The organism is Sporosarcina soli (assembly GCF_042655805.1).
GTDB classification, from domain to species: domain Bacteria; phylum Bacillota; class Bacilli; order Bacillales_A; family Planococcaceae; genus Sporosarcina; species Sporosarcina soli.
Window position 1 is genome coordinate 992,163 of the sequence record NZ_JBHSNO010000005.1, and the last position, 23,673, is coordinate 1,015,835.

The following is a 23,673-nucleotide window of genomic DNA, read 5'->3' on the forward strand; positions in this document are numbered from 1 at the left end:
ACAGTTCCTGTAGCCGTTCAAGAATGTTCTAGCGGTGCATTTGGTTCGACATGAACATGCACATCATATACACCGTTTTCATCTTTCAATGTTTTCTCAACCAAGGTTGAGATATCATGTGCAGCTTCTAAACTTAAGGATGATTTCACGAGGATGACGACATCTACTACAGCATTATTGCCATACATTCTAGCCTTGATTTCTTTTACTTTTTGCACGCCGGGAACTGCTTTAATCGTATTTTTATAGGCTTTCATCACTGATTCATCAAAACCATCACTTAAATCATGAGAAGCCTGACTGAAAATTTCCCACGCCGTTTTACAAATCAAATACCCTACGATCAAGGCCGTTAACGTATCGAGCCATGGCATGCCCAACTGGGAGCCAAATATCCCCACTGCTGCCCCTATACTTACCCAAGCATCTGAAATATTATCTTTCGCAGCTGCCATAACAGCTTGACTATTAATTTTCTGCGCTAATTTCTTATTATATCGATACACGCAATACATCACGGCAAAAGAGAATAGCCCAACATATCCAGCAAGCATATCTGGTGATTCTTTTTCTTCATTAAAAAAAGAGAGGCCTGCACTGATGAATACTTGGATACCGACCGCCATCATGATAATCGAAGCGACCATAGCTGCAATGGTTTCGCTTTTCCAGTGCCCATATTTATGATTTTTATCCGGCGGCTTTTGGGACAGCCTTAACCCGATCAGCACAGCAATCGATGCAATAATATCCGTCGCATTATTTAAACCATCCGCTTTTAAAGCTTCTGATCCGCTGATCGTGCCTACCATTAGTTTCATGATCGAAAGACAGATGTAAGCGACTATACTTAGTATGGCGCCTCGTTCTCCTAATTTAAGCTCGATATACTTTTGCTCATTCAACTAGTTCGCCCCCATCATCACTTTGAGTAACCAACGCTAGACAACAATTGGTGTCCCTTCCTTCCAATGTTGCTTGAAGGAAACAAAAACCCTTGACTGATTTCAGTCAAGGGTTGGGAAATTTAAAAGATATATGTCATTGAGATGCAATCTACTCATGGCTATCACTCTTTTCATATGTCCCTTCATCTTAGCATGTGACTCTGAAGCAAGCAAGTTTCTGCTAATCTGACTTAAGAAAAACGAGTTAATTAATGGCTTATTATACAAAAAACGCCCCAATTCAAATCACTTTGAATTGGGGCGGACCATATTTTATAGGCTATTACTTTTTGTCAGTTCATGTTCTAGGATGAAGCCTTTTAAGATTTCGCCCAAGTTCGGATTTCCTACTTCGTCAAGGTCATAATGCACACGTGTACAAGGTTTGTTGATGGAAATGATACGGGTTAGGTCCATGGGTGTGCCGATGATCACTGCATCGCAGTCCGCGTTATTGATCGTTTCTTCAAGGTCTTTCAATTGTTGTTCGCCATACCCCATTGCCGGAAGGATATTCCCGATATGTGGGTATTTATTGTACGTGTCAACGATTGTACCGACTGCAAATGGTTTTGCTGCAACGATTTCTTTCGCGCCTAGACGTTCAGCTGCGACCGAACCTGCCCCAATTTTCATCTCGCCATGTGTCAATGTTGGACCATCTTCAACGACCAACACTCGTTTTCCAGCAACGATTTCTGGATTGTCAACGGTAATTGTTGATTCAGCTTTAATGATTGTGCTGTTCGGTGCTGCAAATTTAATATTATTTTCAACGATTTCAATAGCTTCCTTCGTTGCACTATCAATTTTATTGATGATGGATACATCAGCTGTTCGTAAGCTCACTTCGCCAGGGTAGTATTTCAACTCATGGCCTGGACGATGCGGGTCCAATACTGTCACGGCTAGATCAGGCTTGATGAAGGAGAAATCATTATTTCCACCGTCCCAAAGAATGACGTCACAACCGTCCGGATCATTCTCCGCTGCCGCTAAAATATCTGCATAATCCACGCCCGCATAGATGATATTGCCACGAGCTACATGTGGCTCGTACTCTTCCATCTCTTCGATTGTACAATTATGCTTCTTCAAATCTTCCACTGTCGCAAAACGTTGTACGCGTTGTGCATTTAAATCACCGTAAGGCATCGGATGTCTGATTGCAACGACTTTCAAATCATGCTCAAGCAATGTTTCGATAATTTTACGTGACGTTTGACTTTTTCCAGTTCCAGTACGCACAGCACAAACTGAAATGACTGGTTTATTGCTCTTTAACTGTGTACCTTTCGATCCGAGTAATGTGAAGTTAGCACCCGCCGCATTGACGACCGCACCAATGCCCATCACGTCTTCATAACCGATATCACTATAAGCAAATACACATTCATCTACTTCTAATTCTTCTATTAATTCAGGTAACTGATCTTGTGAATAAATCGGAATCCCTTCCGGATATAATTCACCCGCCAGTTCACTTGGATATTTACGACCATCTATATCAGGAATTTGAGTCGCTGTAAATGCAACGACATTATATGCTTCATTATTACGATAAACTGTATTAAAATTATGGAAATCTCTACCTGCAGCGCCTATGATAATAATATTTTTCTTTTCCATAGCATTCTCTCCTAATTCCTATGACTTGTTTATAATTATAAACTATCATGTATTTTAATACAATCACTTTTTAAAATTATTTGTATCCAATTAAGTGGAAATTAAAAGTTGGACAAAATATAGGTTCAACGATATAGTAATTATAAATGAATTTTCAGGAAAGTAATCAACACTTTTTTTATTCAAGATCCAATGCTGATGTAACGTACACGTTGAAAGAAGGTGTTTTCATGATACGCGCAATTTTAGTGGACGACGAACAATTCGCCTTACAACATATGGAAAAGATTTTAACCGAATTGGGTACGGTCCAAGTAATTAAAACTTTTTCAAATACACAAGCAGTATTAGATGAAATGCCACAGCTTGATTTTCATGTAGTGTTTTTAGACATTCATATGCCTGGGGTAAACGGACTTGATTTGGCTGAAATCATTCAAAGCTGGAACAAAGATGTATATATTGTTTTTGTGACCGCTTATCGAGATTATGCAATAGAAGCTTTTGAGCTCGATTCGATTGATTATTTGATGAAACCTGTGATGAAAAACCGCCTAGAAAAAACCGTTTCACGCATCCAAGAACAACTGCAACTGAACGACATCCTATCCGACACTGCACAACAACACCCTTCCCCTGCATTGAAAATCAACTGTTTTGATGAGTTTGCAGTCTACTATAATGAAACCCCTGTCAAATGGAAAACAGCCAAAGTGAAGGAACTATTCGCTTTTTTCATTTCCAATTTGAATACCTATATAAACAGGGACATGATTATCGATGTACTATGGGCAGGGGTCGACTACGCAAAAGCCAAAATCCAATTGCATACTGCTATTTCGCATTTGCGGAAAACATTGGAGGCGAATGGCTCTCCAGGTACTTTAACATTTTCCAGCCAAAGCTATATACTGAAATTACATAACTTCCAATGCGATGCCATCACACTGGAAAGGGTCTTGGACGAACATGATGCAGTAAACCGGACGAATATTCAACAGTACGAGCAACTCGTGCAGCAATACAGCGGCGACTATATGGAGAAAAACGGATACGGATGGGCGACTGTCAAAGCACAAAACCTTCGCCAGAAACTATTGTTGCTGCTTCAAAATATGATTGACTTTTATCACGACAATGAGGATTCCGTTAAAAAACAGCATCATTTACAACTACTTCTACACTATAATCCCTATTCTGAACAGGTACTGCAGCAACTGATGCAACACCATATCCTTGCTGGAAACCGTGGGGATGCTATCAAGCTGTTCTATGATTTCAAAAAACTATTGCTTGAGGATCTCGGTATTTTACCAAGCCGAGCAACAAACGAACTATACGAATCGATTCTATATGCACATGAGTCATAAGGAAAGCGCCAACTGCTTGTTTAGATTGGCGCTTTCCTGTCTGTGGGAATTGTAAATGTAATCGTTGTTCCCACATCTGGTGTACTCGTTATCACCAACCCATGACCATATTGTTGCCTTAGACGTTTATTGGTGTTCAGTAAACCAATACCTTGCTCCCCTTCGATGGGATGAGTAAGCAGTCTATTCAACTTTTCTTCCGATATCCCGACCCCATCATCTATGATTGAAACTTCGATCGATTGCCGTTGCTCGATGATTCGAATGCAAACCGTCCCCCCATCAGGACGTTTTAACACGCCATGATTCACCGCATTTTCCACAAGCGTTTGAATGGCGAGCGGGGGAACTTGAGCGTCCGGTATTTTTTCAACCTCCCACTCGATATTCAAGCGATATCCGAATCGTTGTTGTTCAATAAATACATAGGAACGGACTAATTCCAGTTCCTTTTCCAATGGAATAGACTGATTTAGATTTTGTGTAGCGAAACTTGCATATAAATAATTTCCAAACTCATCTAGCAACTCCAACATTTTAGGTGGATTCAGCTCGCTTAACGCCATAATCGTATTTAACGTATTGAAAAGGAAGTGAGGCCGGATTTGCGCTTGCAGCCATGCTGCCTCCAATCGCACCTTTTCATGAATGGACACTTTCAAATCTATCAATGCCCTCACCCTTGTAATCAATTCCAGTTTTTCTACAGGCTTCGTTACATAATCATTCGCGCCAGATAAAAATCCCGTTTGGATATCTTCCACTTGACTGCGTGCTGTCAATAGCAAGATCGGCAACTCCGACAACGTAAACCGCTCCCGGATGGTCCGTGTCAATTCATAACCAGACATCTGCGGCATCATGACATCGGAAATGAGAAGGTCCCACTTCTTCTTTTCCAATAACCCCAATGCCACTTGTCCGCTTGTACAAGTGACAACATGATAGTGTTCGGCCTGTAACATACGCTCGACAATGGCTAAATTCAATGGATCATCATCCACCACTAATAGACGGGGTAACTCTTCATTCAAGTAGATCTCCGGCGTTCTTTTCACTTTGACCGGTTCCGCGTCGTGGACTCTTTTTGGCTTAGAACTACTCTTCGCTTGCTGATGTTCCACTACGGGTAGAGTGAAAGTAAATGTAGACCCTTGACCGATGGAAGAATTGACGGATAAGGTTCCTCCATGCAACTTAACCAATTGGTCGCAAATGCTTAACCCAAGGCCGATTCCCCCTGCAATCGCAGTCATTTCTGAGTCCGCCTGTTCGTATGGCTGAAATGCCTTTTCCACTGTTTCTGCATCCATACCGATCCCATGATCTTTTACATGGATGAACGCCATCCCTTGTTTCATTTCCGCTGAAACGGTAATTTCCCCCTCGTTCGTATACTTCACGGCATTATGCACTAAGTTAAACAGTATTTGAAAAAGACGGTTTTCATCTGCTTTTACAAGTGGAAATGATTCAGGGATCGCTTGGACAAAGGAAATCTTCTTCCCCTCCCTCATAAAGTGCAACATATCAAACACACTCGACGCAACAGAGGTGATATCCACGTCCTTCATTTGTAACCGAATGCCATCGTTCTTCAGCTTCGTCATATCAAGTAGGTCGTTCAAGGTCATTGACATCCGGCGTCCAACTGTCATTAAAATTTCCAAGCTCCGCTTATTTTCTTCATCCAACTTATCCTTTTCGGTATCATAAATCGTTTGGGAAATATTCATGATGCCATGTAGCGGATTTCTCAATTCATGTGATGTATTGGCAAGGAAATCATCTTTTCTTTGCATTTCCTTTTGCAATTTTGCCGTCAAGTCCTTGCTTTCATTCGTCGCTTCATGAAAACGTTTAAACCAAAATACCGCGAAGAAGATAACACCCATGATAATGTCGAATGAATAGTAAGAAAATGAAGTATAGACTCTACTCTTAATAGCACCCCATATTGCACTGGATGCAATGCTGATCGTTGATAACAGTAAGTAGATGACCCCCGTTTTGCCTGCTACTTCTACCAGTCTCAATATGACAAGAGGGACCATCAATGGAATAAGAACCATGATGACGGTAAAAAGCGGAGTAATAATCACTTTCAAATCAATCAACACGCAGACAATATATAGCAAATAGATAAGGTTTATCACCTTAAACAAGGTGAATAGCCGCATCGTTCCATTTGAATTTCTCATCATAAGAGATTTACTAAATTGCAACATGAAAAATGCACTGCTAGCATAGGAAATATACAGTAGTTTTATCCACGTTTCCCAACTAATAGCCGGAAATAAGTAAAGTAAGATTTTATCGTCATCTACCAAGACGGAAAGAGCCGCAGAAAGAAACGCCAGGGATAGATAAACCAATTCCTTCTTTCTTACAAATGCAAGGAAGATGACGAACGCATAAATACAATGAAGCAACAGGATCGTCACGACTACAAATTGCATCATGAAGGACTGTGTTTGAGCTTTGTTTACGGCCGTGGACGTCCCGAACAAGATCGATTTTGCGATTCCGGCTGAACGGCTCATATGGAAATTCGAAACTTGAATAACGAGGTCAATTTCTTGTAAATTTCCATCGATTGTTACTTCGAATGGTCGGCAGTCCGGGATAGCCGATTCGGCAGTTTCCCCTACACGCCCCATCTCTGCTACCTTTTTACCATTCACAAAAACAGTCGCACTGGATCTGATTTCTTTAAAGTTCAGCGTATACGGTTCGGATTGTCCAGCCAATAAAATACGTAGCCGGTAAGTCCCATACCCATAATGCGAACGGTCATCTTCAGATACAATTTCTCTCCAACCACTGGGAACTGTTATTTCAGTTGGTCTCAAGTCTGATAACGGCTTCTCCATCTTCTGCGGATCAATGAGTTGCTCACGGTAAAAGAGCCATTCCCCATTCAGCGTAATCGGTTGATGGTCTTGCAACTCTACCCCTCTTAAATCGAGAATCCCATCCTCTGCAAACGAATAATCCAAGGTCAGATGATGATGGACCCAAAGCAAGCGAAAGCTCAGCAATACACATGTAAATAGAACGACGATCCCAATCATTTTCTTCTTGTTCATGATGGTTAACGCTGCCATTGTAGATGATGCTTCTTTTTTATCCTCATAACTCAAACCTCTTTTTCTATGACCTTATTTAGTCGTTCTCTTTCATTCGTTTTCAAAAGTAGCATCTGGTAAACAGCTGGATGGGCTATATTTCCGGAAATTCGTTCCACTCCGTCCTTTTACATCGTACATTGCTACATCCGCGTACTCGACGAGCCGACTAAGATCTGTACTATGATCCGGGTAAATGCTCATGCCTATACTGGCACTTACTTTGATTTGAAGTTGATTGACGGTGAACGGTTTGCTGAAAAGCTCCATCATTGCTTGGACAAGCACTTCCAATTTCCCCATATCCTCAATGATCAGCACAAACTCATCCCCACTTACATGAAAAACGTAGTTTGGCAAAGAGAGCACACGGACGAGCCTGCTACTAACCTCTTTCAAAACGAGGTCCCCTACGGCATGCCCATGCGTATCATTAATCGTTTTAAAACGATCGATATCCATATAAAGAACGGCAAGTTGCGATCGCTTACGTTGCGCTGTTGCAACGGACGATTCCATCACCTGATCCAACATCCTCCGATTCGGTAAATTTGTAAGCTCATGATGACAAGCGAGATGCTGCCATTTCTCCATTTCTTTGTGCTTCGAAATATTGGTAGAAACCACAAGCATGCGACTTGGCGCTTTTCCGTTATCCCGAACTGGAATAATAGTAGAGGAAAGCCAGATTAACTCCTCTTTTCTAGTACGATGGCATAATTCCCCTGACCATTGCTCTCCCTTTTGAACGACAGTCCAGATCTCTTCCAAAAAGCGATCAGCATGGTAGCTGGAATACAACTTCCAGTAATCCTGCAAATACAAATCGTGCAACGTATAATTGAAGGTATTCACGAAATTTCCATTCAAGTCAATCACTTTTCCCTCATCATCTAAAACCGTAAGAATAAACGCTTGTGTCAATGTATGTTTAAGTATTTCTAGTGGATCGGCTTGTACAGGAGCATCCATTTTCTCTTTTCCAAAGTCTGAAAAACAAAACTTCATGTCGATTCTCCTATCTTTGTAGGCTTCATAGTACTTTTATCTTATTACTATACAAAAAAACTCTTAAAAAACTCTTAAAGAAATGAAAAGAAAAAACCAGCCGCTTCACAATTGAAGTGAAAACGACTGGCTTTTCCGATGGTTGCTTTTGAATTTACTGTTGCGCTTCTCTTTTTCTTCTAAACAATAACCACGCACCTAGAGCGATCGCTCCCAATCCGCCCGCAATGGAACCGATCGGGAATGCCTCACCCGTTTGCGGTAATTTATTTCCTGCTTTTTCACCTGCTCCCGGTGCTCTCGGCTTTCCTTCACCGGCCCCGGCAACTTCAGCACCTGGCAAACCTGGCTCGGATACGCTTGGTGTTTCTGCACCTGGCGTGCCTGGGTCAGTCGTGCTTGTTCCCGGTGTTTCTGTTCCTGGTGTACCTGGGTCAGTTGTGCCTGATCCTGGTGTTTCTGTTCCTGGTGTACCTGGGTCAGTTGTACCTGATCCTGGTGTTTCTGTTCCTGATTCACCTGGCTCAGATGTTTCAGGATTTTCTGGTTCTTCCGTTTCTCCTGGTTTATCCGGTTCACTTGGTTCTTCCGGCTTTGTTGGAGGAGTTCCACCGCCTCCTCCACCGCCACCGCCGCCACCAGATGACCTTGGCTTCACGATTGCTGAGCAAGTATCGTTCACTGTAAATTCACCCAGCAAGTTACCATCCACATACACTTTGTATGCACCCGATGTTAGTAAACCGATCGTGATTTGACCATTTTGATCCGTAACAAAAGATTCTTTGCCTTCATGTGTAATGACATGATCCGCCGAATCTTTGATGGTAATGGAAACACCTACTTGGGGATTACTATTTCGGTTTTGAACCGTCAGTGTGAACACTGTACATACCTGTTGATTTGGCGTCAAGTCCAATTCGGCTTGGCACTTACCTTCTTCATAAGACACTGCCACAGTTCCAACTTTTTGGCCGTCTTTGTCATATGCTGTGTACGTGCCCGCTGGCAGATCAGCTTGTTCAAAGACAAGCTTGCCATCCACATTTGTCGTACCCGTTGCGATCGTATTGCCCTCTTGATCTTTCAACGTTACTTCTGTGGCTGCTTCCACAAGTTCACCCGAGTGTTTCACCGTGAGAGTGAATGCATCACATGTTTTCGGCGCAAGATCGATTTCTGCCTGACACTCACCTTCTGTGTAAGATACCTTGACCGTGCCAATCGATTGATCATTTTCGTCATACACCGTGTACGTGCCTGCCGGTAGATCAGCTTGTTCAAAGACAAGCTTGCCGTTCGCATCTGTCGTACCCGTTGCAATCGTATTGCCGGCTTGATCTTTCAAGGTAACTTTTGTGTTTTCTTCCACAAGTTCACCGGATTGTTTCACCGTGAGTGTGAAAGCATCACATGTTTTCGATGCAAGATCGATTTCCGTTTGACATTCGCCTTCTGTGTAGGTAACTGTCAGAGAACCGACTTCGTTACCGTCTTTATCGAGCACAGTGTATGTGCCTTCCGACAAATTGTCTTTCGCGAAAACAATTTTTCCATTTGCATTCGTCTTGCCCGGCACTTCCGTCGCACCCGACTTCAACGTAAGCTCGACATCCGCTCCCACTTCAACACCTTCTTGTTTCACTGTTACTGTGAAAATATCACAGGTTTGTGGTGTAGGTGGAGTACCGCCACCTCCACTGGACTGCTGCTTCACGATTGCTTCACATTCATCCTCGACAGTGAATGAATTGACCAATCTAGTCCCTTCGTACACACTATACGTGCCTTGTTCGATTTTATTAAGAATTTTTACTACACCATCATCTGTTGTCTCTGTCTCAATTACAGTTGTGCCTAATGCATCTTTTACTGTAATTAAAACATTCGCACGTGGGTTGCCACTTCTGTCTTGTACAGTTAGGGTGAAGTCTTCACAATAAGGTGCACCTTGTACTTCTGTATAACAATCCTCTTTGTAACTCACTTCAATTGGGGTCTTAAACAACAATTCGCCTTCATATATGCTGTATGTCCCCGGCTTCGTTGTTGTAGGGAGTGTAATTTTCCCGTATTCATCTGTCGATTGTCCGTATGTCGGAATTACATTCCCAGCTGCATCCTTCACTGTTACTTGAACGTTAGGACGTGGATTGCCTTCCTCATCTTTTACAACGATCGTAAAAGATTTACATGTTGGTGCTGGTTGTACTTCTGCTTCACAAGTAATGTCAACAACGAACCTATCGAAAGGCGTAGACGCATCTTCTTCGTAGACCTCATACTCACCAGGCTCTAAGTCCTTGAATGTTACTTCACCATTTGCATCTGTTATACCTTCCACCACGACACTGTCATCTGATTTGTTTTTAATGATGACTTTTACATCCTTCAGAATATCGCCATCAACATCTCTTACTGTTAATATAAAGTCTTCACAAACGGGTGCTTGTGTAACTGTTGTTCCACAGTTGTTGCCATTATAATCAATTTCCACCTCACCAAGAAATTGTTTGTCTTCATATAAATTGTACTTTCCTGCTGGTGTTGTAGTCGGCACTGTAAATTCGCCTTGATCGTTTGTTGTTACTGTAGCAATTTCATTACTGTCTTTGTCTTTTAATGTCACTGTTGTATTTGAACGGGGAATTCCCTCTTCATCTTTAACTGCAATCGTGAAATCTTCACAAGATGGTCCTGGTTGAATGCTGTTTTCACAATTATCAAGTGTGTAGATGACGGATAATTCTTCGAGTAAGGTGTCTAATTCATCTCCGTTGTCACCAAGCTCTACCACTTGATATTTACCGGCAGGTAGTTCAGTACGCGAAGGAGTTACTACACCGTTTGCATCTGTACGTTTAACTACCATATTGCCGTTTTCACCAATAAACTTCACTTGAACATTCGAACGTGGTTTACCATTTTGATCTTTTACGGTTAAAGTATAGTTGTTGCACATCTTACCTTCTGGAATATCTTCGACGTTTATCACTTCGACGATTTTATCTTGATTCCCCTCAAGTAAAATGTCTGTATTTCCGCCCATCGTGAAGGCAATGTCAGCACTCTTCACGTATCTTTCTGGTGCTGCAACTTCTTTAATAACGTATTTTCCATATCGAATATTTTCGAAGGTAAATTCGCCATTTTCGTCTGACGTTGCTTCATCCAACTTATATTCGCCTGTTATGTTATACAGTTCGAATACAATATCTTTCAAATCCACTTTTTCTCCGGTTGCGGGGTTATAGCCAACTTTATGAAGCTTGACTTTCCCTTTATCTGACGAGATACCTCCTGAAGATTGATTGAACTCGAAATTACCTTTATTGGAATCCTCTGTTTCTTGTTTCTCACCTGCTGTGCCTTCATAGTTGATTGTGGCTTTATTTGAAAACTCATCACCGTTTCCACCTGTAAAGAATGTTTTGTATTCTACTTGGTAGCCCTTCTTTGTTAAATCACCTAACGTTAACTCGAAGCCGCCCTCTGGAGGGAACGTCACATTACTTGCATCCACTTTCTTCCATTCATCGTATTCAATTTTTCCCTCTTTAGACATGTTATATTCACGAATTCGAAGTGTATCCTTCAATAGCAGTTGGTTTTCAGATGGTATATCTGTTAACCTAATCTCACCTAAATGGGAGTGTGATTTGTTCACATCGACCGTCCAAGTAATCGTTTCCTCATTCTGATTTGTTAGGGCATTTTTTGAAATGAGCTCGTTTGCATGGGAAACCGTCACTTCTTTTGAAAATGGATACTCTTTTTTATCCGTTGTTTTGAAGAGCGCATTATTTTTATAGACGTTCGAGCCATCACTTTGACCGATAATCTCATCTGAGTCGATTGTGTGGTATTCAATGATATACGCTTGATTTTTTTGATTGTCATCCAAATCTTTAAATGTAATTGTAAAGCCTGTTACAAGGCCATCTGTTTCTGTAGCTGTTACGTCCCATTTTTCTGTTGGTAACTCGTTTCCAGGTGTTCCTGTATCATTACTCGATAAATTTAGTTGCTTGACGGAAATTTGATCCTGAAGCGTTTTTCCATCAGGAATGGCGATATGGTGGCCTCCCCCTAACGTATCCGTCAATGTCGCGTCATTGATATTTTGCTTGTTAATGTTGACGGCAATCGTCCAAGTGAATTGTTGAGTTATATGGTTGAAGCTACCGTTTTTATACCCATTGTGACCTGTCGGACTATCGCCGGGTTTGTATTCCGCTTCTTTCGTAACTGTATTATCTTCAGAACTTTGACCCTTCCATTTCGCTGTTGCACTGTTTCCATACTTTTCATATGCCGTTCCATTCAATTGAATATCGAATTTTGTTTTGTAGGTGATCGTCACTTTTGAACCTTCTGGAATTACATCGTTAAATGTTAACGTGTACCCCTTATTTGCCGTCACGTCTGTTTCTGTAGTAGTGCCGTCATAACCTTCAATGGTGAAATACTTATTCTCTTCGTTTTTCAAAAGTGTTTGATGACTTTCACCATCTGTCGGTGTGAACGCATCTGTAATGATAAAATTCTTTAAATCTTTTTCAGCGTTAATCGTTAATTTCCAAGTGATTATTTTATTGTCATAATCGATTGCCCCTTTAGATTTATCAAAAATCCCTTGGCCTAATGGCAACGTACCAGTCGCTGTATATGCTTTATCAGAGCTGTTTGTATTCGTACTCGTCACCGTATTCTTGACGACCGAATCCCCCGTAATAAACTCCTCCGTTGCGACAGTGTCGTATGTCACTTTGAATGCTTTAGTCACATGGCCATTCGAAGCACTTTTTGCGAAGTCAATCACAAGTTTTTTATTGTCTTCGCTTAAATTCGTTGTATAACTGCTAATATCTAATAGAAAGGCACTTTCTTCATCACCATTAGCATCGACAATCACTTCGTAAACTTTTATTGAAGCGGAATCAACTTCATGCTTCCCTTCAAGGACATCTGTAATTTCTGCATGCCCTGCTTCAATTTCGGCACCTAAATAGTTGTAATGGATTTCCCAGTTGGCTCTATATTTATCGCCGCCGGTTCGAGACTTTGACAACGGGGTACCATATGTGATGGAAACATCATTGCCGGCTTTTTCCGTAGTAGACCCATTATTTGTTAGACTGGCGTCATTCGTGAATGTTTCTGTTATATTTTCCGCTACTCGTGTTACTTCTGTCTGATAGGTCACTTTATAGGAAAACTTACCGTCATCTAATGGAATTGGGAATTTACCGTGGCTTGAAGTATCAATCGAAGGTTCAATTACACCATTCAGACCCACTTTATACTTTTCAACCTTAATCGAGCCTTCAACAAGTTCATGCCCATCACCTAACGTATCGTTAAGCTTAGCATCTTTTAACGCTTTCCCTGCCCGGTTTGTCCATACTGTCCAGTTAATGTACTTTTTTCCATCTTTAGATTCGACAGTTCCTTCTTTGGACATCGCCCAGCTACTTGTTTTAGGCACAAAGGTGAGCTTTAGCGTTACCGTTTCACTGCCTTTGATCGGAATTTCCATTTCTTGATCTAAATCTTCCTCACTTCCAAAATTCCCGAATTTCGCACTGAAGTTTAAATGCAATGTATATTCGCCCGGTTGCAATTCGTCAAGAAAAGTGACGGTTACGACACCAGATTTGTCTGTCTCATATTTAAAAGAAGGTTCGCCAGGTATACTCACCGTTCCACTTAATGCACTTTGGTCAAATACGACAATGGACTGTGGCAATTGAAAGGTGAAAGTTGAACCTTCGCCGTAAGGTTTTTTTAGATCTAAGTTAAATGCATAGAGAATCTTTGCCTGTTGTCCTTCTTTCAATTCTACACCTTGAGCGTCGTCAGAATTTTTGATGACTAAATCACCAATCTCAAGCCCGAGAAAATCCATTTTAACCTCATCAGGTGTAAATTCCAAAGCTTCAGCCATTAACAAGTCGTCAGCGTTTAACTCATCACACTCAGCCAATTCTTCACCAGCTAGCTGTTCTTCGCAGCCCAGTTGATCTGTGTCAACACTTTCGTCGCTTTTTGGCTCTTCATTTTTATTTACTTCTTCGTCTTCACCATTGTCAGACGCTTCTTCTTCACCTTCCGTGCTCCCACTTTCGCCGGTTCCTAATTCTTTACCATCCACTTCTTCTATGTTAGTTTCATCAGTTTCATTAGTTAAAGTAGATTCTTCCGGTTTAGGTGTTTCTTCACCTATTTGTTCCTCTGTACCTTCCTCATGCCCGTCATTATAAGTGCTTTCTTCAACAGGAATTTCACTCGCACTAACCGTCGCAATCGGCCCCAATATCGTCTGACCAATAATCAGCAACATTAGGACAAATATGCTTAATTTCTTCATGCTCTCCCCCCTATAAATTTATCGTCTTGTCTGTATGCCTTGTAAAAGGCACTTCCCGCTGCCATACCCATTTCCCCTTTTCATTCATCATATTTATTTATATAAAATTATATAAATATCAAGGTACGAGTGCCGCTTGAACGATGAGTCGATGCGGCGGATTGCGTGAGCCGATTGGTGTGCATGTAACAAGTGTGAGTAATGGCTCGTCTTGGTCATTTAGGACGGATACTTCCGATTGGTGGACGACAAAGGTGTCGACTACGGCAAATTCAAGTGTTCCAATTGACGTTGTCACTTGGATTTCGTCGTTGACGTTTAATTCGTCTAGACGATTGAATTGTTTGCCCTTGGTGATTGCCCGATGTCCGGCCAGTCCGATATTATTCACACCGAATTCTTTTTGTGGTTCAATCATCCCGATTCCCTTGCTCAGCGCTTCGGTAGACGTGCCGTCGAAAATGAGCATATCCAAGTCAATCTTATCGATGGATATTAAGCCACGTGCCCCTTTTAATAAGTCGGACTTGTCCTCGTTTGTCTGTTCAACCTGCATAGATGCTTGCTCCAATTGTTCCGTATTGCCCAGTTGCGCAAAGCTGTCCAATAACTGTTGCTGTTCGCGATCATATTGCATGTTTTCATACAGAGGATACAAAAAAATGGCAACACCAATAAGAATAAAGAACAGTCCCATGATTTTCCGCAATCCAATTTCTCCTTTTCCAAAATCCTGTTACTTGTTTATCGTATAATGTTGCTCTTACAAAACACTTAAAGTCGGAGGGATTTCTTCTTTTTTCACACTAATAAAAGAAGACTAGACAGATCCAGTCCCCTTAAACACAAGCTGAAGTTGCACACATAACTTTATGATGGGTAATGCGTAAGTATGAATTGGGCATATATATTCAAAATTAGTCAATTCCTTTTTCGAGAGAAGGAGAGTGTTGAGTACTTCTTATAAGGTATTGTTTTCTTTCATAGGAGCGGAGAGTTGCTTTCTTCCACAGAAAAAAAAGAACCAGGGCCCAAAACAATTCACAATTGTTTTGGAACCTAGTCCTCAAAAATGTTTTATCCCCAGATTTCCTTTGCTGTTTCAACAACAAGCCGTAATTTATTCCACTGGTCCTGTTCAGAAACTGTATTTCCTTCCTCCGTTGAGGCAAATCCACATTGTGGGCTGATGCAAAGTTGATCGATCGGGACATATTGCGTCGCTTCTTCTACGCGCCTTTTCAGTTCGGCTGGATCTTCGAGTTCCGCTGTCTTTGATGTGACCAAGCCTAAAATGACTTTCTGTTTTTGAATGAAGCGCAATGGTGAAAAATCGCCCGCACGTTCGTCGTCAAACTCCAAAAAGAATCCGTCCACATTGACACGAGAAAATAACTCTTCCGCAATTGGCTCATAGTTTCCTTGATAGAGCCAAGATGATTTGAAATTTCCACGGCAAATATGAATCGTGACGGCCATATCTTCCGGCTTATTCGCTACCGCTTCAACTGTAATATCCGCGAATTTTTTTACCAATTCATCTGGATCAAATCCTTTTGCTATGATCTTTTCTCTGAAATCATCGCTGAAAAGTGCGCCCCAACTCGTATCATCCAACTGCAAATAGCGACAGCCCGCTTCATAAAACGCTTCAATCGCATCTCGATACACTTGGACAATAGCTTGTGCCACTTCGTCCAGCGAAGAATAAGCGGGCTTATCCAAATACGGCTGACTGTTGACAACTCCCGAATAAAAGATCATATTCGGTCCCGGTATCGTCAACTTAGCGATATGTTCCCCCGCAATGCTTTTCAGATACTTGAAATCTTCCAAAAATGGATGATCCGCTGGGAACCCTAATTTAGAATCCACTGTATACAGCGTTGCTTTTTTCATCGTGCCATTGAATAGCCCGGTTGCGTCGATATCGTAAACCCGAATCCCTTCTAATGCCTGTATGAAATCCAAATGCCACCACTTTCGGCGGAACTCCCCATCCGTCACCGCTGTCAGTCCAACTTCCTTCTGCTTTTCTACAAGCTTCGCAATTTCCGTATCCTCAATCGCGCGTAGCTCTTCTTTCGTCAGCTGCCCTTCCAAAAATTGTGCTCGTGCCTCTTTTAGTCGCTGTGGACGCAAAAAACTACCTACATGATCCGCTCGAAACGGTGCTTTTGTCAAAGTGATCTGCTTCATGGCACTTCTTCCCTTCTGTTGTCAAAAATTGTAGTTGTAATTTTATGCTAACATACATAACCGTTTTACGGACGCAGTTTTCTGAATAAATATAAAATAACCAGGTAATCAAACAATACTAGATTGTTCGATTTCCTGGTTCTATTCACACTCATATTAACCGATAAACCTTCAGCGGTCTGCCCCTTGAATAACGCAATTCTTCTCCGACACATTCCACTATACTTACTTTACATAAGTCAGAGACGATGCGTTGGGCATTTCGATCGCTCATTTTCAAGTGAATGGCCAAGTCCTTTGTTGTGAAGGTGGCCCAATCCATTTTACGGATTAAAGATTCAAGCCGTTTGAACGTTTTGATGCTGATGTTTCCTTCATCCAGTTTTGCTAAAAATTCTTTGTCGTCTGTCCGGTAGGCGTAGGTGAGTTCTTCTTCCTTCCCGACGGCATCGATCATCATGCCATCCTCTTGTACGATGATGATTTCATGTTGCTCTTTCCCTTTCGATTCCCGAATGGCCCGGTAAGCATTCGTCTCGGCCGTAAAGACCGTCTGTCCGAATCCGATGCCGACTGCAACAGCCGAATCCGCTTCCAAGGAAAGATAATTCACCTTATCTTTCAACGCACCGATTTCCTGCTCGACGGCTCCCCTTGTGCTAAAGATGGCATAGCGACCATTTCCTTGTTCGAAAAGCGAGCCATCCAAACGTTCGCAAAGTTGAATGAGCGTCTTTTTCAAATCGAGTTCCAAATAGTCCAATCGATAAGATTCTTTCATTTTTTCTTTGATGGCGTCATACGCTAAAATCTCCATAATAACCACGCTAATCTGCGCATCTTTATAATAGGAAGTTTTTATTTTCTCAAAGAACATCCGAATGGTATGGATGATTTCATGGCGGGTCGGTGATAGCCAGAATGCTGGAATCCCCACCTTTTGCAAATCAGCATAGACCGTCGGATAACAAGTGAGTGCCGCCTCGATTTTTCCCTGTTGCCATAAATCATAATGGAAATCAAATAAGTCCTCCGCTTGGATGTCCACATCGAATGTTTTCAAGTACATTTTTTGCAATGGTTGTTCTAGCTGGAGTAAATCATTTTCATAAAAATACGAGTCGATCATGTCTACGCTGATCCGCTCCAACATTTGACCACTTTCTGCTGAAAGTTCTACAATTCCTTTATAAATGCTTAATTCGCTGGAATCAATATAAACGAAGTTTTCATTGGTCCCTACCGCATTCACGGCAACTTTATATGGGATATACCCTGAAAAAAGCCAAAAATCGACCGGTGTCTCCGGGTTTATTACAAACTCTTTCACTTCGGCCGTTTTGCTATAAACATAAGGGACGAATTCCAATTCTTTTTCGATTTCCCTTGCCAATGTCAAAATCCTATCCACTGATTGACGCGGACCGACAACCGCAATTTTATACATGACGGCTCCCTACTTTCTGCATACATCTGTTCAATCAATCGCGCCTCGGCGTGATTGCGTCCAGATTTTGAATTGCGCTTTCTCATGGCTGGTGCCTTAATTTCTGCAAAGAACGCAGAAATTAAGGCAAATCGAACCCTTCGCCGTTCGATTCGCAATTAACTCCTTTCAAAATCTGTGACATCCGCCGGAGGCTTGGGCCAACAGGATGTTGGTCACTCAGGCGTTGCCGCAGGACGCGGCGACCTTAGCCTGAGTTCTTCTAATCAGCAAATTTTTTTGTACTGTAAGCGAAGCGTCAGCTACAGGGAGTTTGAACTCCCTCTGATTGAAGTACTTTCTGGCATTCATCCCTTCACTTACGGAAGTGGGGGACTTCTGCTGAATCAAGTTAATTTTACCGGTAAATTCGCATGATATCCATCAAAAAAGAGGCTGAATCGCTTCAGCCTCACATTAAGTATATTATTTCACCGTTTCTGGTATCAATGACTCATAGGTTTTCCCATCCAAGCGTTCTTGCAACTCAGCTTTCGCCTGTTCAATGAGCGCCGGATTTTCCATCAATTGAACAGCAGTGGAAGCAATCACTTTTCCGGCATGCAGCATCCCTTTATGCGCAATCGGAGTGGCTCCTTGTGAAACAACTTGCCATGTATGAAGCGGAGTGCCAATTGTAAAACAAGCGCTCAAGCATTGCATCGTCGGAACGACCCAGCTGACATCCCCGACATCAGAAGAGCCGGACAATACGGCCTCTGCCTTGGAATGAGGTGGAATCAAGTCTGCAAGGACTCGTTCTTTCAATTTCTTCACCGTTTCTCGATCCCGACCTGCATACGCATTGTTCACATCTGCTTCGGATAACGTAGCACGGATTTCTTCGGCAAATTTCAAATCCTTTTCATCGTAAGTCGGAAGCTCCACTTTCGCCAGATTATCATACATCACATCTGCCAGCACAGCATTCGGAATCAGATCGGAAGCCGTCCCTTCAAATTCAACGTCAAACGTCGTCCCGGTCATCAACGCCGCTCCGCGTGCAATGTCATGGACTCGCTCGTAAAGCGACTTCACATCCTCTTTCTCCAACGCACGGATCAAATAAACGACTTCCGCATTCGCTTGAACGACATTCGGCGAACTGCCGCCTGTATCCGTCACCGCATAATGGATCCGTGCATCTGGAACCATATGCTCCCTTAAATAGTTGACACCGACATTCATCAGCTCCACTGCATCGAGTGCACTTCTGCCTAAATGAGGCGCTGCCGCGGCATGTGCGCTCTTTCCTTTAAACTTGAAACGAGCGGAATAATTGGCGAGCATCCGTGCATTCATCAGCCCCGGTACATCCCATGGATGCCATGACAGTGCGATATCCGCATCGTCAAACAGACCAGCCCGCGTCATAAAGGCTTTTCCCGACCCAGCTTCTTCAGCCGGACAACCGTATAGACGGACCGTCCCGTCCAATTGATTCAACTCCATATATTCTTTAACGGCTACAGCTGCCGCAAATGCGCCTGTCCCCAACAAATTATGTCCGCAACCATGTCCATTTCCACCATCGACGACTGGATCATGATGGGTAAGCCCTTTTTTCTGGCTTAGCCCCGCCAATGCGTCGAACTCTCCAAGAATCGCAATGACAGGTTTTCCTGATCCATAACTTCCGACAAAAGCTGTTTCCAGCCCTGCGACACCTCGTTCGACTTGGAACCCTTCCTCTTCCAAAGCTCTGCTCAAATAGGCGGATGATTGATGTTCTTCAAAAAACAACTCCGGAATGCTCCAAATTTGATCGCTTAACGCGATAAATTTTTCCCGTTTCTGTTCAATCAACTTGGAAACTGTTTGCTGTATGTTCATCATTCATTCCTCCTTGCATTAATCAATTACGCCTCGGCGTAATTGCGTCCGGATTTTGAATCGCGCACTTAAATAAGCGCAACTAAGTCCCTTCAAAATCCTACGCTTTCGCTTGTAGCAACTCACCTTTTTTAAAATTCAATGTCAGTAAGGATACCGTACAGATGATACCAAAAACGATCAACATCCAAAACGCAGCATTATACGATCCATTGAACGTCTGCACAATATAACCGATTGCCAGCGGCGTGATAAAGCCCGCTAATTGACCGCCCGTATTGGCAATCCCCATGCTTGTCCCTGTAACCGTAGATGGAAGCCTTTTCAAAATGACTGCCGGTAAAAGCAACATGACAAATGAAATAAAGAGGATGACGATTGTCTGATACGTGACGAAAATCGTTACATTTGGTGCATTGAACATGAGGTATAACAAGATACTGACGACAACACAAGCAACTGCTCCTACTATTTTTTCCTTCCCAAGTGGGAGTCTGTCAATCACATACCCCGATAAATACATGGAAACGATCATCGCTAAACCTGGAATCGTTTGCGCCCAGCCAAGCGAAATCAAGTCGAGTCCCCTTACATTGACAAGATAAGTCGGCAACCATGTTGCCAAGCCCCAGTTGATGGCATAAATACTATAATAAGCGATAAACAGATTCAACATGAGCGGCGTTTTCAATAATTGCCCAAAAATCCCTTGTTTTTTCTCGCCTTGCTGTTTCAATTCCTCTTCTTTTACATGTGCAGGGAGTTTGATGAAAGCCCAGTAGAGAATCGTAATCACAATCCCGATACCACCCAGTATGAAGAAAGACACACGCCAACCGATCGTGGTCAACATATAAGCGGAAAGAAGCGGAACGATCAGCGACACAATCCCACCGGATGACAGCATAATGGACATCGCCCATGCTCGTTTATCCATTGGAAACGTTTGCGAAATCAATTTCGAACTCGAAGGCTGGAATCCACCTTCACCGATCCCGAACAGAAAACGGATGGCGACCATTGAAGCCAATGACCAAACCGCACCGGTCATCGCAGTAAAGATCGACCACATAAGAACAGAGACCATCAGAACCCTTCTGGAACCGAATTTATCCGCTAACCAACCTCCAGGAATTTGCATCAATGCATATCCTGCAAAAAAACTACTCAAAATTAGCCCTGTACTCGTCGGACTCAATTGTAAATCTTCCGTGATGGACAAAACGGCATAATTGATAAAATACCGGTCAAAGTTCCCAATCGCCCAACCGAGAAAAAGTAAAAACAAAATTAGATTTCTATGTTTCGCAGAAACCATAATAGACCCCCCTTTTTTATTATGTAATACTCATAACCTCATTTACCGCATAATTAACGAAACATTCGTTATGTAGAATACTATAAATAATAGTTAGGCATAACGCAATACATTTTTTCGGCATAACGAGTTAGCAACTTACATCGGAACGTTGCGTTCTTTATCCAAAATGTCGTCTACTTTCCGGAATATATAGCACTCTTCACATGTTTAGTATCCCCCTTTTCCACGACAAAAAACGACTGACAGGAATTTTTCCTGTTCAGTCGTTTTTCTACTTCAGCTTAGGAGTACCCTACCATCACTTTACAGATGTAGCGGCAATGGATTGCGGGCGCGCGCCTTTTAATGGGTTTGTCTTTTCGAATGCATAAGCGACATTCAAGACAAGATCTTCCCTGAAGGCTGGTCCCATAATTTGCATCCCGGCTGGCATTCCATTGACCAATCCACATGGAATCGTCAGAGCCGGTAGACCCGTCAAGTTGCCCGGCCCTGTGAATCGAATAATATTTTCGATCAGATCGACTTCTTTTCCGTTAATATTCGCCAAGTCTTCCCCGATATTCGGGACGATCAATGGCAACGTCGGAGTAATGAGCACGTCCACTTTTTCAAACGCTTTTTGGAATTCGAGTTTGATTTTCCTTCTAATTTGCTGTGCCTGTAAATAATCGACGGCTGATGGAATTTCACCCAATTCAAAGAGATAGCGGATATCATCTCCGAAATCATGCGGGCGCTTTTGTAAATTCTTATGATGAATTGCGCTAGCTTCGGATAATGAAGTGATCAACTCCGCGTATTCAGCATATTGTAACGAAGGAATCGGCACGACTTCCACTTTTGCCCCTTGGTCGACCAATGCTTGAATACCAGCGCGGACCAGTTTATCCACTTCTGAATCGACGTTTTTAAAGAAGTAATCCTCATTGACACCGATAACAAGATCTTTGACATCGCCCGTCAATTTTTCCGTATACTTCACGCTTGGTACATTCGCGGAAGTCGGATCTTTGCGATCAAATCCAGCAAGTGCTTCCAACATTGCTGCCGCATCTGTCACCGTCTTCGTCATCGGACCGATATGATCCAATGACCAAGCAAGCGGCCAGCAACCATATTTACTGACGAGACCATGTGTTGGCTTCAGCCCGACAATACCACAAGCCGAAGAAGGAATTCGGATGGAACCTGCTGTATCCGTTCCAAGCGTCCCGATACTCATATTGGCCGCAATAGCGACGCCTGAACCGCCGCTCGATCCGCCCGGAATCTTCTCCAGATCCCACGGGTTACGCGCTGGACCAAAGTGAGGATTATTATTCGTGATTCCCCAAGCATACTCGTGCATATTCAACTTTCCTGTAAAGACGACGCCTGAATCACGCAATTTCTCAATGACCGTCGCATCATAATCCGATACAAAATCACGATGGATTTTCGATGCCATCGTTGTCACTTCGTCTTTAAAATAAATATTATCCTTTATACCCATCGGAATCCCGTGAAGCTTTCCGCGGTAATTCCCCTCCGCAATTTCACGTTCCGCTTGTTTCGCAGCTTTTTTCGCACTTTCATGCGTAATAGAAATATAAGCATTGTTTTGCTCATTAAGCGCATCCACCTGATCCAAAACGGCATCTGTCAACTCAACTGGAGAAACTTCTTGTTTCTCGATCAGCGGCGCCAATTCTTCAATAGCAAGAGAGATCAGTTCTTTACTCAATATGATCACCTCCCGCAGTATTGCATAATGAGATGTCATAGCTTTCTAATGGTAGATCCTCTATTTGTTCTTTCAGCTTTGCAATCGCATTCCAACGTGACTCCACCACTTTGAAGTCCTCTTCCGGTATTTTTAGATCTTTTGCAGCAAATAATTCCCGAATTGACACCGTCATTAATAAATCACTCCAATTAGTTTTTTATCAATTGCGCCTTGGCGTAATTGCGTCCAGATTTTGAACTGAGCTTGAGGCCTACAGGATGTAGGTCATGCAGTCGTTGCGAATCGAACAGCAAAGGGTTCGATTTGCCGTATTTCTGCGATCTTTGCAGAAATTAAGGCACTTTTCTTTTAGGACGTCGCGCACTTAGACTGCCTTCTTTAACTCCTTTCAAAATCCGTGACATCCGCCGGAGGCTTTAACTTGATTCAGCCGAGTTTTAATCTCCCTGAACGGAATGCATGTCTACCATTCGTTCAACCAATTATAGAAGGAAGAGCTTCTGCTGAATTAAGTTAAAAGTATTACAATCGGTACAAATTGTTCGCAAAAATTAGGATAAATACCTGCCAATGAACAACTAAATGATCGACTAGAAAGCTATCACCACCAAAATAATATTCACACAACGACTCTAGTGTACTATAAATCTTTA

13 protein-coding genes are annotated in these 23,673 nt (G+C 42.4%); 1 reads left to right on the forward strand and 12 read right to left on the reverse strand.

Annotated features, from left to right (window positions below; all coding sequences use genetic code 11):
• Positions 1-17 precede the first annotated feature (17 nt).
• On the reverse strand, positions 18-905 hold the full coding sequence (locus tag ACFPRA_RS08855; RefSeq protein ID WP_381432893.1) for a cation diffusion facilitator family transporter: 888 nt from the start codon (positions 903-905) through the stop codon (positions 18-20).
• Positions 906-1,220: 315 nt separating this feature from the next.
• A complete protein-coding gene (locus ACFPRA_RS08860) occupies positions 1,221-2,576 on the reverse strand; it encodes a cyclic 2,3-diphosphoglycerate synthase (RefSeq protein WP_381432896.1) in 1,356 nt (451 codons plus the stop codon).
• Between the two features lie 230 nt (positions 2,577-2,806).
• Here ACFPRA_RS08860 and ACFPRA_RS08865 point away from each other — a divergent pair, with 230 nt between their 5' ends.
• Positions 2,807-3,946 carry a response regulator gene (locus ACFPRA_RS08865; RefSeq protein WP_381432899.1) on the forward strand — a complete coding sequence of 380 codons (1,140 nt, stop codon included), beginning with the start codon at positions 2,807-2,809 and terminating at the stop codon, positions 3,944-3,946.
• A 20-nt stretch (positions 3,947-3,966) separates the two neighbouring features.
• Here ACFPRA_RS08865 and ACFPRA_RS08870 read toward each other — a convergent pair whose 3' ends face one another.
• From ACFPRA_RS08870 to ACFPRA_RS08915, 10 genes are all read right to left on the reverse strand, one after another.
• The gene (locus tag ACFPRA_RS08870; protein ID WP_381432902.1) at positions 3,967-7,089 is read right to left on the reverse strand and encodes a hybrid sensor histidine kinase/response regulator; all 3,123 of its coding nucleotides are present in this window, start codon (positions 7,087-7,089) and stop codon (positions 3,967-3,969) included.
• A 36-nt stretch (positions 7,090-7,125) separates the two neighbouring features.
• Entirely contained in the window at positions 7,126-8,082 is a 957-nt protein-coding gene (locus ACFPRA_RS08875; protein WP_381432905.1) for a diguanylate cyclase domain-containing protein, read from the reverse strand.
• Positions 8,083-8,236: 154 nt separating this feature from the next.
• A complete protein-coding gene (locus ACFPRA_RS08880) occupies positions 8,237-14,452 on the reverse strand; it encodes a collagen binding domain-containing protein (RefSeq protein WP_381432910.1) in 6,216 nt (2,071 codons plus the stop codon).
• Between the two features lie 118 nt (positions 14,453-14,570).
• Positions 14,571-15,161: a class D sortase gene (locus ACFPRA_RS08885; protein WP_381432913.1), complete on the reverse strand. Its 591-nt coding sequence runs from the start codon at positions 15,159-15,161 to the stop codon at positions 14,571-14,573.
• 368 nt (positions 15,162-15,529) lie between these two features.
• The gene (locus ACFPRA_RS08890) at positions 15,530-16,651 is read right to left on the reverse strand and encodes a 5-methyltetrahydropteroyltriglutamate--homocysteine S-methyltransferase (protein ID WP_381432916.1); all 1,122 of its coding nucleotides are present in this window, start codon (positions 16,649-16,651) and stop codon (positions 15,530-15,532) included.
• Positions 16,652-16,802: 151 nt separating this feature from the next.
• On the reverse strand, positions 16,803-18,098 hold the full coding sequence (locus ACFPRA_RS08895; RefSeq protein WP_381432919.1) for a hypothetical protein: 1,296 nt from the start codon (positions 18,096-18,098) through the stop codon (positions 16,803-16,805).
• A 465-nt stretch (positions 18,099-18,563) separates the two neighbouring features.
• Positions 18,564-19,970, reverse strand: coding sequence for a M20 family metallopeptidase (locus ACFPRA_RS08900; RefSeq protein WP_381432922.1), 1,407 nt, complete (start codon positions 19,968-19,970; stop codon positions 18,564-18,566).
• Between the two features lie 100 nt (positions 19,971-20,070).
• Positions 20,071-21,288, reverse strand: coding sequence for an MFS transporter (locus ACFPRA_RS08905; RefSeq protein WP_381432925.1), 1,218 nt, complete (start codon positions 21,286-21,288; stop codon positions 20,071-20,073).
• Between the two features lie 301 nt (positions 21,289-21,589).
• The gene (locus tag ACFPRA_RS08910; RefSeq protein WP_381432928.1) at positions 21,590-23,017 is read right to left on the reverse strand and encodes an amidase; all 1,428 of its coding nucleotides are present in this window, start codon (positions 23,015-23,017) and stop codon (positions 21,590-21,592) included.
• Positions 23,010-23,192 carry a hypothetical protein gene (locus tag ACFPRA_RS08915; protein WP_381432931.1) on the reverse strand — a complete coding sequence of 61 codons (183 nt, stop codon included), beginning with the start codon at positions 23,190-23,192 and terminating at the stop codon, positions 23,010-23,012. Before ACFPRA_RS08915 ends, ACFPRA_RS08910 begins: the two co-directional genes overlap by 8 nt.
• Positions 23,193-23,673: the final 481 nt, after the last annotated feature.